This window comes from Citrobacter sp. Cu096 (assembly GCF_030332285.1).
Lineage (GTDB): Bacteria > Pseudomonadota > Gammaproteobacteria > Enterobacterales > Enterobacteriaceae > Citrobacter > Citrobacter meridianamericanus.
Map to the genome: position 1 here is coordinate 316,429 of NZ_JAOWID010000019.1, position 12,303 is coordinate 328,731.

The window sequence follows — 12,303 nt, forward strand, 5'->3', positions numbered from 1 at the left end:
GAATCGACGCCGCTGTAACGCTCTTTCACCATTCCCGCCTTGAGCATTCCATCTAAATCGTGCATAACTTGATTATGTGCACTTCGCAGGATGGAAGACCATGAAATTTATTGGAAAGCTGCTTCTTTACGTGCTGATCGCCCTTGCAGTGGCGATCCTCGGCCTTTATTTTCTACTGCAAACACGCTGGGGCGCAGAGCGCGTCAGCGCCTGGGTTTCACAGAACAGCAGCTACCATCTGGCATTTGATGCCATCGATCACCGGTTTTCTTCCCCTTCCCATATTCTGCTGGAAAACGTCACCTTTGGCCGGGATGGTCAGCCCGCCACGCTGGTCGCCAAAACGGTCGATATCGGACTGAGCAGCCGCCAAATCACCGACCCGCTGCATGTCGACACCATTTTGTTGCAAAACGGCACGCTGAATTTGTCCCAACAAACCGCACCGATGCCGTTCCAGGCCGATCGCCTGCAGTTACAGGATATGGCGCTTAACAGCCCCGGCAGCGAATGGACCCTGAGCGCACAGCGCGTTAACGGCGGCGTCATGCCCTGGAGCCCTGAGGCGGGTAAAATTCTCGGCAGCAAAGCGCAAATTCAGCTTAGCGCCAGTTCATTGACGCTGAACGACGTCCCGACGACCAACGTATTGATTGAAGGCAGCATCGACCATGACCGGGTGACGCTAAGCAATATTGGCGCGGACGTGGCGCGTGGGGCATTAACCGGTGTAGCGCAGCGCAATGCCGACGGTAGCTGGGTAGTGGAGAATCTGCGTCTGAACGATATTCGGTTGCAAAGCGACAAATCGTTGGCCGATTTTTTTGCCCCGTTAAGCACCATTCCTTCCCTGCAAATTGGTCGTCTGGAAGTGACGGATGCCCGTCTGCAAGGCCCTGACTGGGCGGTTACGGATCTCGACCTGAGCTTGCGCAACATGACCTTCAGCAAGGACGACTGGCAAACTCAGGAAGGAAAATTGTCAATGAACGCCAGTGAGTTTATCTACGGCTCGTTGCACTTCTTCGATCCGATTCTGAACGCTGAGTTCTCGCCGCAAGGTATTGCGCTGCGCCAGTTCACTACCCGCTGGGAAGGCGGTATGGTCAGAACGTCGGGTAACTGGCTGCGCAACAACAAAGCGCTGATCCTCAATGATGCCGCCATCGCCGGTCTGGAATACACGCTGCCGGAAAACTGGAAACAGCTGTGGATGAAACCCCTACCCGCCTGGCTAAATAGCCTGACGCTGAAGAAATTCAGCGCCAGCCGTAATCTGGTGATTGATATCGATCCGGACTTCCCATGGCAGCTCACCGCGCTGGACGGCTATGGTGCCAACCTCGGGCTGGTACAAAACAATCAGTGGGGGATCTGGAGCGGCAGCGCCACCCTCAACGCCGCGGCCGCCACGTTCAACCGCACTGACGTGCGTCGTCCTTCGCTGGCGCTGACGGCGAACAATGGCACCATCAATATCAGCGAACTGAGTGCCTATACCGAAAAAGGGCTGCTGGAGGCCACCGCCAGCATTTCGCAGTTGCCTCAGCGCCAGGCTCAGATCAGCCTGAACGGGCGCGGCGTGCCAATGACGATTCTGCAACAATGGGGATGGCCCGCACTGCCCCTTTCCGGCGACGGTAATATTCAGCTTACCGCCAGCGGCAATATTCAGGCCGATGCGCCACTCAAGCCAACGGTCAACGGCCAACTGCATGCAGTGAACGTGGAGAAACAGGAAGTAACGCAGCAGATGCAGGGTGGTGTGACGAAGTAACCAGGGCGAGGCGTTTACGCCGCCCTCGGGGTTGGCTCGGAGCCGCCCCGGCGCCGCCGCGCCTGGCCGAGCGACATACCAAATAGAGATAACCGAGCACGGAGCTCGCACAATCAATCCCCTCCGAAACCTGTTTTCATTTCCTGCCAGTTTGTGCCTATTCTTCGCAACAGGTTCCGCCCTTCAGCCATCCTTGCTATAACTCACTTACTGGAAGTGCATATCTATAATTAAAAACGCCCTACATTTAAGGAACCTCTATTATGTCTGGAATACGCCAACGTATTCTGGAGAATATGCAAACATTCTCCAGAGCGATGATAGGAGCAGTATTGTTTCTTCCTGTTATCGGTTTGATTCTGGCTTTAAGTTCAGTTCTTACTAATCCGACTTTGTTTTCCGAAACAGGTTTTTTTCACCAAATTGGTCAGCTATTAGGGGATACATTCTGGCCCTTATTTGGTAATTTGGGTTTGTTATTCTGCGTAGGAATTAGCTACGGCTTGGCAAAAGATAAAAAAACTGAAGTCGCCCTGGTTTCAGTAATGTGCTTCATTATGTTCCTCGGTGCCAACCACTCGTGGCTGGAGTTTACCGGTGGCATTGCCGAAAAAATTAACGGTGAATATTACGGCACCGGGCAAACGCAACTTCTGGGCTTTGTTGTTGTTGATATGGGGATATTTTTAGGAATTATTCTCGGCTGCACCATTGCCTGGGTACACAACAAGGTATCAGCCATTGAACTGCCCGGAGCCCTCTCAATGTACGGTGGTGCAAAACTGACACTTGTCACGATGACCCCCATCATTATTGCTTACGCGGTTGCTTTTACCTGGTTCTGGCCGTTCATGACGCATGGTATCGCCGCTCTCACCGGTTTTATGAAAAATGCAGGTGTTGCCGGAGTCTTTGTGTACGGCTTCTTTGAGAAATTCCTGATTCCAACCGGTCTGCACCACTTCGTCTGGTCGCCGTTCCAGTTGACGCAGATTGGCGGTACGCTGAGCGTCGATGGGCAAACGGTTTCCGGCACTCAGGCCATTTTCCTCGCCTATATGCGGCATCCGGATCTCACCCCGGTAATGAACGATGCGCTGCGTTTTTCACAACAGGGAATGACCACCATCTTTGGTCTTGCGGGCGCCTCACTGGCCTTCTATCACACGGCAAAGCCAGAAAAAAAAGTACTGGCGAAAGCCATTCTGCTGCCTGCGATCATTACCTCTATGCTCACCGGGATCACGGAGCCGATTGAGTTCACCTTCTTATTTGTATCACCGCTACTGTGGGTGATTCACGCCGCGCTAACTGCCGCCTCGCAGGCTATCTGCGATGTATTCACCGTCAGACCGTGGGGAGCATCAGGGCTGATTGAATTTATTATCTATAACCTGCCGCTGCCGGTGTCGTTAACGCGCTGGCCGGGTTACATCCTGATTGGCTGTGGTCAGTTCGCGGTTTATTACCTGATATTCCGTACTCTGGTTCTGAAGCTGAATCTTAAAACGCCGGGGCGTGAAGACGATGATGATGTCAAACTTTATAGTAAAGCAGAGTATCGAGAAAAAATAAAAGCCACAACCAAGATGGGAAATAGTACCACTGACGATATTATTCAGGGCCTTGGTGGTAAAGAAAATATTATTTCAGTAGATAACTGTTTTACCCGGCTTCGCGTGGCAATTCATGATCTAAATAAAATAGACGAGGCTCTATTAAGAACCACGGGGGCCAATGGAATAGTAAGAAATAAAAATGAAGTACAGGTTATATACGGTGTCAAAGTAGGACAAATTCGGACGCACGTTGATAACTGGCTCACTACGCATTAATTGAGGAAAATAAGATGAAATTAACCGTTTTAGGTGGCGGCGGCGTCCGCTCGGCTTTTCTGGCAAAATCTCTGGCCTGGAATGCACATCGTATTGGTTTAAAGGAGGTCGTTTTTCTCGATAATTCAACGGAAAATTTGGCCATCTTTGGTGAAATTGCACGCTATGTTTTTAATACGCTGCGTCCGGATATTCACTTCTCACTGACCACCGATCCCGTTGAGGCGCTGACCGGCGCCAACTACGTGATTACCACGCTACGCGTGGGTGGCGATGACAGCCGAATTCGCGATGAACGTATCGCGTTACAGCACAACACGCTAGGGCAAGAGACCACCGGCGCTGGCGGCTTTGCCATGGCTATGCGCTCTATTCCGGCTATCCTCAGCTATTGTAGGTTGATCGAAGAACATGCCGCACCGGACGCCATCCTGTTTAACTTCACCAACCCGTCGGGTCTGGTGACCGAAGCCATCATCAAATCAGGCTTTAAGCGCCAGGTTTACGGCATATGTGATGCACCATCAGAACTGATCCGCGAGCTGCCGACCATTCTTAACTGTGATGAAGAAGATCTGAAAGTAGAGTGCTACGGGCTCAATCACTTCTCCTGGTTCACCCACTTCACGGTCAAAGGCGAAGATGTCACAGAGCGGCTGGTGAACCTTCCTGCGCTCTATGAGCACACGGCGATGCAATACTTCTCTCCTGAATTAGTGCGCCTGTGTGATAACCAGCTGCTGAATGAATACCTCTACTACTACTACTACCGTGAAGTGGCGTTGGCTGCGATCCAAAACGCACCGGAAACACGCGGCGAGCAGATTGCCCGCATTAACCGCGATATGCGCGATGAGCTGGCTGCTGTAAACGTTAAAACCAACCCAGGCCAGGCTTTTGATATCTGGATGAAACACTATCTGCGCCGTGAAAACAGCTATATGCAAAGCGAATCGCAGCAGGAGAAATTCAACACGCGCGATGCGCTGACGTTACAGCAGTTTATTGATGAGCCTGATAGCGGCGGCTATGCAGGCGTCGCGCTGGATATTCTGGATGCAGTCAACAGCACCACGACCAAGCGCATCGTGGTGTCAATGTCTAACAACGGTACTCTGGATTTCCTGAAGTCAGATGATGTTATTGAAATCAGCTGCGATCTGAGCAAGAACGGGCTGCAGCCGGTCACACCGCATCACGTGCCGAACGCGCAAAAGAATATGATTTCTTGCGTCAAAGAGTACGAGCGACTTGCCGTCGCGGCGATCCTTAATCGCGACAGAGATTTAGCCGTCCGCGCTCTGATGGCGCATCCACTGGTGGGGTCATGGTCGCTGGCCACCGCGCTGGTAAACGACTACCTCAGCGACAGCTTATGTGAAGGCTGGCAGTAATCATGCTCAGGTAAGGGAACGACTTGTTCCCTTACCCTGTTCCTGATCGAACCACAGCTTAAGCAGACGTTCAAAACCCAAAATACAATAACCGAAAAACGGGTTACTCCAGTAAATATCATCATCATATTTCTGAGGGTCATGAATGATAAAGGATGTATTTGCTGCCTGCGATAATGGGCTCTGATAATCACCGGTAAAACAGACGAGATCGATATCCTTGCCATCTAATGCTTTCATCCAACTTAAAGATGAACTGCTGCGGCCAGATTTAGAAATAATCCAGATAGCATCAAATTTCGTCGCCGCTTTTTGTTCCAGAATTTCATAATCTGGCCACAGCGCCAGGCTGGCATTCACTCCCGTTACCAGGAATTTATTATAGATATACTGAGCAATTAGCTGTGAAAAACCACTACCATGAATAAGAATGCGCTGCTGGCGAAGATTCTGCAATAACTGCGGCAACCGCTCTGTTGGCTGAATGTGCATAAAATCAATGTCGTTGGTGACATCCAATCGTGGCAAGGTGATATTAAATTTAATGAAATACACCATTTCAAGCCAACCACTGAAATTAAGTTTCTTTGATAACCTGACTAATGAAGATGGATTACTGTAGCAACGTGCCGCCACTGAACGAATGCCTTCTCGCAAACACTGTTCGGGATCGTTTTGAATATAACGTAGCACCGTTAATTCTGTTTTATTGAAGGAGACATCACGGAATATATTTTCCAGCTCCATACCTACTCCGACGTTAAATAAAAATAGCATAGCTGATATAACGCTTACGGTCTGTGTATCAGGTCACTCATTCGGAATGATATAAATATGAACAGGCATTTTACCCTACTGGCGATGGTCTTTTTTCTATGGGGGATAATTACCTCGATAAATAGCACCATTATTCTTTTCTTTAGCCAATACTTTGCCGTTAGTTGGCAGCAGGCAATACTGGTGACAGTGATTTTTTACGTTGCACCGTTCATGGTGTGCTTGCCATGCGCGCAACTGATAACCCGATTGGGCTATCGCCGGGTCTTGCAGGGAGCCCTGCTGCTGAGCGCTACCGGGTCGCTAATTCTGGCGCAGATGGTGATGAAATCCACTTTTTTGGGCGCGCTATTCGGCATGTTTGTGATTGCTTCCGGGGTATCGGTGCTCCAGGTGGTCGTCAATCCTTACCTGACAGCACTCAGCACACCCGCACGTCAGGTTGGCAACCTCTGTCTGGCCTCAGCGGTAAACTCACTGGGTACCACGCTGGCACCGGCAGGAATCGCGCTACTATTTCGCTTATCGCCAGCGCAACAACCTGTGAGCGGGCTGTTTATCGGACTGGCGATGGTTGCGCTGACGCTGATGGCAGGCACCACGCTGTTTCGCCTGCCGGACGTTCGCATCACAACCCACACGCCATCGGTCGCCAGCCTGTGGCGGGTTCGGGAAATTTGGCTCACTATCCTGGCGATTTTTCTATATGTCGGGATAGAAGTATCGCTGGCCGCGAACCTGACGCCCTATCTTATTGCCTCAGGCGCCTGGAGCGCAGACACCGCGCTGTCGCTGCTCTCCTTCTACTGGGGAGGGGCGCTGGTAGGGCGTCTGTTGTTTGGCTTTATTGCTCATCCATCTCGTCATTCCGCCATCTTTCGCACCGTCACCCTGTCCGGCTTTGCACTAATACTTTTTGCCGTGGTGCTGAATAACGCCGCAGGTGGTATTGCTTTGCTAATGGTAGGGCTGGCAAATTCGGTGATGTACCCGATGATTTTTGGCCACGCATTGATCCGTTGGCCTACTCTCGCAAGTCTGCTGGCGGGCGCTATGGTAATGGCGGGAATTGGCGGCGCTGCGCTGCCGTTGGCGCAGGCATGGCTTGTCGAAGCGACCAGCTTACGACTGAGTTTTTTGCTGCCGATGAGCCTGTATCTTTTGTTGATGCTATGGGGGGAATATGTGATGAAACCAGAAAAACTCACCCTCTCTGCATTGGGAAAGGGTGAGTGTGAAACGTGAGTTAACGTTTAGAGGCTAATCACTAGTTCATTATCCTGCGCCGTAACCACCACGCCGAGTTCGCTAGCTGCTGGTACCCCGCCCAGCACGCTAGCCACCTGCTGAATATTACGCAGGCACAGCGTCCAGTTACGTGCCTCACCATTCCCTTGCACGGTGACGGTATTACCTACACGCTTTGCCTTCAGCGTGAAGATAACCGAGCCGTCCATCGCAGGCACTTCACACACCGCTTCCCGGCCCTCCTGCAGATGGAACAGCTGGAACGCGGTTCCTTCGTGCCAGGCGTAATCCGGCTTCTGGTTATTGCGGCCCAGCGCCAGCAGAGTGTTCTCGCGCACGTAGACTGGCAGACTCAGGAAGTCATGCTGTTGCTTATGCCAGCGGCTGCCAGACACCTCATCGTTATGCCACAGATGCGTCCAGCGTCCTTCCGGCAGGTAAAACTGCACATCGCCCGCCTCGCTAAACACCGGCGCAACCATTACGCTATCGCCCAGCATGTACTGCCGGTCGAGGTAATCGCACGCCGGATCGTCGGGGAACTCCAGCATCATCGCACGCATCATCGGCGTGCCTTGCTCGTTGGCGCGCGCCGCTTCGCGATAAAGATACGGCATCATGCGGCATTTCTGTTCAGTGAAATAGCGCACCACATCGCAGGATTCATCATCGTACGCCCACGGCACACGGTAGGATTTACTACCGTGCAGGCGACTATGGCTGGAGAGCAGCCCAAATGCACACCAGCGCTTATACACATGCGCAGGGGCGGTATTCTCAAAGCCGCCGATATCGTGGCTCCAGAAACCAAAACCAGAGAGACCAATGGATAAACCACCGCGCAGGCTTTCCGCCATCGATTCATAGTTGGCGTAGCAGTCACCGCCCCAGTGTACCGGAAACTGCTGTGCGCCCACCGAAGCTGAACGAGCAAACAGGACAGCCTCTTCTTCACCGACGGTGTCTTTCAGCACGTTCCACACCAGTTCATTGTAGATGTACGCATAATGGTTGTGCATTTTCTGTGGATCAGAACCGTCAAACCACTGCACATCCGTGGGAATGCGTTCGCCAAAGTCGGTTTTGAAGCAATCCACACCGATATCCACCAGACCTTTCAGCTTGTTGGCATACCACTCACAGGCTTGAGGATTGGTGAAGTCATAAATCGCCAGGCCCGGCTGCCATTTATCCCATTGCCACAGGGAACCATCCGGCCGCTTGAGCAGATACCCCTTCTCTTTCAGTTCGTTGAAAATCGGTGATTTTTGCCCGATGTACGGGTTGATCCACACGCACACCTTCAGCCCTTTCTCTTTCAGGCGGCGGATCATACCTTCCGGATCCGGGAAGGTCACAGAATCCCACTCAAAATCGCACCACTGGAAGGCTTTCATCCAGAAGCAGTCAAAGTGAAAAACGTGCAGCGGCAAGTTGCGCTCGGCCATACCGTCGATAAAGCTGTTGACCGTCGCTTCGTCATAATTGGTGGTGAACGACGTGGTCAGCCACAGGCCGAACGACCAGGCTGGCGGCAGCGCGGGACGGCCAGTGAATTGGGTATAACGGTTCAACACGTCCTTCGGCGTTGGGCCGTCAATAACGAAGTATTCCAGATACTCGCTTTCCACGCTGAACTGCACTTTCGACACTTTCTCAGAGCCGATTTCAAACGACACACACTGCGGATGGTTCACCAGTACGCCGTAACCGCGGTTGGTGAGATAAAACGGGATGTTCTTGTAAGACTGCTCGGTACTAGTGCCACCATCGCGGTTCCAGGTTTCTACCGTCTGGCCGTTGCGCACCAGCGCGGTAAAGCGTTCGCCCAGGCCATATACCGTTTCCCCGACACCGAGATCCAGGCGCTCAAACATATAGTTACGCCCGCTGTGGGCATCCTGCACGTAGCCGTTATTTTTCAGCTGACTGCCGGTAATACGCTCGCCATTACGCAGGAAATCCAGCGACCAGAACTCCCCTTTGGTGACGCGCACGCTTAAGTTGCCGCTCTTCAGCTCGGCAAACTCAACGGTGTTCTGCATCTCAACGTTAACGTCTTTCAGCACGTTCAGTGGGTAATGCGGGCCGGTATCCAGCGCACCCTGGAAGTGTTCCATACGTACGCCCACCACCCCTTCCTGCGGAGAGAAAAAACGCAGGGTAAACAATGGGGTATCCAGTTGCCAGGTACGTTCACGCACGTCGCGCGGCGCAACGTAGACAATCATCTCATTGCCCTGCTGTTCAACCTCGAACACCTGAATCGGGTTAATCACGTTCAGACCGGGTTGAATCAGCCAGTTTCCATCGCTTATTTTCATTGCTGGTTCCTTAGTTCTGTAATTCTTTCGTCGTGAAATCCTGCTGATTACGACGCGTCCCCTGAGACAGTTGACTCATGATTTCAGTCAGATACGGGGTTTTCAGGGTGTAGAAGCGCTTGGCAATCACGGCACTCAGCAGGTAGCAAATAGCCGGGACAATGGTGAACAGTGCGATGATGATACTAATGGTGGCGCTGTTCTGGGTTTTCGCTGCGGCGTCGTAGCCCCCACCTGCCAGCATCCAGCCAATCAGTGCCCCACCGAACGCCAGGCCCAGCTTGAGCACAAACAATGTGCCCGCAAAGCTGATCCCCGTCAGGCGTTTACCGTTGCACCATTCTCCGTAATCAACGGTGTCGGACATCATCACCCACTGGATTGGCGTTACGAGCTGGTGCAGTACGCCAATCACGAAGATAAAGGCGAACATGGTGATGCTGGCGTGCATCGGCACAAAGAACATCGCCAGGCTCGCCACCGCCAGCGCGGCGTTGGTCCACCAGAAGACGCTGACTTTGCATTTCCAGTCGGTGAGCGGCTTCGCCAGCGCAGAGCCGATCAGGTTACCAACGCAATAGGTGGTGAGGAAGGCGACAAACACCTCCGGCGTACCCAAAATCCAGGTGACGTAATACATCATCGCCCCGCCGCGAACACAGACGGCCAGGATGTTGAGGATGGTCAGCAGGCCAACGATGCGCCATTGATCGTTTTGCCAGATGTCGCGCAGGTCTTCACGCATCGAGGTGGTGCTCGGCGGCGCTTCCACGCGTTCTTTGGTAGTGAAAAAACAAAATGCCAGCATCAGGAAGGCCACCACCGAGAGCACGGCAATCCCGCCCTGAAAGCCGAACGCTTTATCCTCGCCGCCAATCAGATTCACCAGCGGCATCATCAGCACGGTGGAGAGCATGCCGCCCGCCGTCGCCAGCACGAAGCGCCATGATTGCAGGGAGATACGCTGCGTTGGGTCATTGGTGATGACACCGCCCAACGCACAGTAGGGGATGTTCACTACGGTGTAGAGCAGAGTCAGCAGGGTGTAAGTGATGGCAGCATAAATCATTTTACCGTTCAGGCTGAGATCTGGCGTACTGTAGGCCAGCACGCAAACCAGGCCAAACGGCAGTGCGCCAAACAGTACCCACGGACGAAATTTCCCCCAGCGCGACCGTGTACGGTCGGCAAGCAGCCCCATGCAAGGGTCTGAGATGGCGTCCAGCGCGCGCGCCAGCAAAAACATGGTGCCGACAAATCCGGCCGGAATACCAAAAATATCGGTGTAGAAGAACATCATATATAACATGACGTTATCGAAGATAATGTGGCTCGCCGCATCCCCCATCCCGTAGCCAATCTTCTCTTTAACAGACAGAATCTCACTTTTCATTACGCATCCTTGTTAGCACTTTCACACGCCCTGATACCGGTTACAGTTCTTGTAAACCATCCCTGTGAGCGCGGGTATTCCGATTTCTCGTTATCAAATTATGATTCTTGTTTTCTGTGATCAGGGTAGCGTCGAAAAATATGATGAAATGTAACTAACGGATTTATTGAGGATTTATATGAAATCGCTCATAGCAAGACAAAAGGGAAGTTAAAAAAGTGAGTGAGGGGGTGTGGAAACCCCAGGAAGTAGCTATAATGCGCCCCGCCTCCATGTAGCAATCGAGGCGCGGAAGATCGTCATCTCCGGTGAGGTGGCTGGACTTCAAATCCAGTTGGGGACGCCAGCGTTCCCGGGCAGGTTCGACTCCTGTGATCTTCCGCCAATTAGACTCTCCTGAACTCTCCCGAAGTCAATAAATCCCTTCTAATCCCTTATATATCAGGCATTCCTTGTATCCCGAGAGCAATCGACTTCAACCAGTTTCAAACGGTTTTTGGAGTATAAAATTGAAAAGTTCATATTTTTCAATTTATTGATGTATTTGTTCTAATCCCTTCGCCCTCCACGACCTATTTCTTACTGACTCTCATGATTCAATTATTCTTCGTAATTTCAATGTGTTTCTTTGTTTAACGGTCACTTACTGCACGAAGATAAAGGCTAAACCGATTGTGGGAGACGATCGGCGGATTTCGATACCACTTTCGGGAGATACCTCATATGAAACTAACAATCTACAGGAGCCAAAAAGAAATCTTTGACGCACACGGATAGTACGGTCTTGTAAAGGCTGGTTAATCCTTCCAATTCGCGATACCAGTTTCCTAAATATCACTTTTGTATCCGTCTGGTACGAAAAATTAATTATCATAAATTGGATTTATTTAATAAATTGCAAGGGATATGTTAGAGTGCTGGTCTGAAAATATACCAGTAAAAATAAAAATCACGTAATTAATTTTTAGAATATAATTCCATAGTTATCTTTTTTTGAATACAATATAAGATTTTTCATCCTGCATAAATAAAGTAGTCTTTTTACAGGTCAATTTTCTCTTATAGGCAGTAACATATTTTAAATAATTTAGACTTGGTCTGATTTAAAAAGGTACTTATTTATTTTATTAAAAATATCTTAAGGAGTTTGATTATTATCGATAATTTATTAAGGTGACTAGTTTTAGTCTCATTATCCGATCAAAACTTATGTAGATACAAAAAACATATGAATTAGTTTAGTATTTATACCATTTTTAATACTTGCTATGCTGAGTAGTTCGTGTGCCTTATTTATATTATGTCACGCTTGCTGAAAAACATGAAAAATATAGTTAGATAGACTTGAGTTGTACTGATTAAAATATAACACGAGATAGCTAATAATTTAAACGTAAAGATACGGGTGACAATTCAGCCAAGATACCTTTAACCTCGTTATGTATGCTGTAAGTTTGTAAGAAAATGTTTCTGTGTGTTTTGAGAATTTTCTCATTTTGAATAAAAGATGAAAGTGCGTTTTCACAAGTAGCGCTAAAAATACACCAATAATCGC

Annotated in this window: 7 protein-coding genes and 1 tRNA gene; 5 read left to right on the forward strand and 3 right to left on the reverse strand. The window is 50.5% G+C overall.

The annotated features are described in order from the left end of the window. Positions 1-100 precede the first annotated feature (100 nt). The 3 genes from OGX99_RS05615 (at position 101) to OGX99_RS05625 (ending at position 5,006) form a co-directional block, all read left to right on the forward strand. The gene (locus tag OGX99_RS05615) at positions 101-1,777 is read left to right on the forward strand and encodes an AsmA family protein (protein WP_286542923.1); all 1,677 of its coding nucleotides are present in this window, start codon (positions 101-103) and stop codon (positions 1,775-1,777) included. Between the two features lie 263 nt (positions 1,778-2,040). After that, the gene (locus OGX99_RS05620) at positions 2,041-3,612 is read left to right on the forward strand and encodes a PTS transporter subunit EIIC (RefSeq protein WP_252838578.1); all 1,572 of its coding nucleotides are present in this window, start codon (positions 2,041-2,043) and stop codon (positions 3,610-3,612) included. A 14-nt stretch (positions 3,613-3,626) separates the two neighbouring features. Beyond that, complete coding sequence (locus OGX99_RS05625; protein ID WP_151217039.1) at positions 3,627-5,006, forward strand: family 4 glycosyl hydrolase; 1,380 nt, start codon at positions 3,627-3,629, stop codon at positions 5,004-5,006. A 6-nt stretch (positions 5,007-5,012) separates the two neighbouring features. Here the strand turns inward: OGX99_RS05625 and OGX99_RS05630 are convergent, their stop codons facing one another. Further along, positions 5,013-5,753 (reverse strand): MurR/RpiR family transcriptional regulator, encoded by a 741-nt coding sequence (locus tag OGX99_RS05630; RefSeq protein WP_286542926.1) that lies wholly within the window; start codon positions 5,751-5,753, stop codon positions 5,013-5,015. A gap of 87 nt (positions 5,754-5,840) precedes the next feature. On the opposite strand from OGX99_RS05630, the gene OGX99_RS05635 reads away from it, so the two are divergent. Further along, on the forward strand, positions 5,841-7,028 hold the full coding sequence (locus tag OGX99_RS05635; protein WP_252838579.1) for an MFS transporter: 1,188 nt from the start codon (positions 5,841-5,843) through the stop codon (positions 7,026-7,028). Between the two features lie 8 nt (positions 7,029-7,036). Here the strand turns inward: OGX99_RS05635 and yicI are convergent, their stop codons facing one another. After that, positions 7,037-9,355: an alpha-xylosidase gene (gene yicI, locus OGX99_RS05640; protein ID WP_252838580.1), complete on the reverse strand. Its 2,319-nt coding sequence runs from the start codon at positions 9,353-9,355 to the stop codon at positions 7,037-7,039. 10 nt (positions 9,356-9,365) lie between these two features. Then, entirely contained in the window at positions 9,366-10,748 is a 1,383-nt protein-coding gene (locus tag OGX99_RS05645; RefSeq protein ID WP_187253883.1) for a glycoside-pentoside-hexuronide family transporter, read from the reverse strand. A gap of 290 nt (positions 10,749-11,038) precedes the next feature. Between OGX99_RS05645 and OGX99_RS05650 the strand changes: the two genes are divergently transcribed. Then, a tRNA-Sec gene (locus OGX99_RS05650) sits at positions 11,039-11,133 on the forward strand. Positions 11,134-12,303: the final 1,170 nt, after the last annotated feature.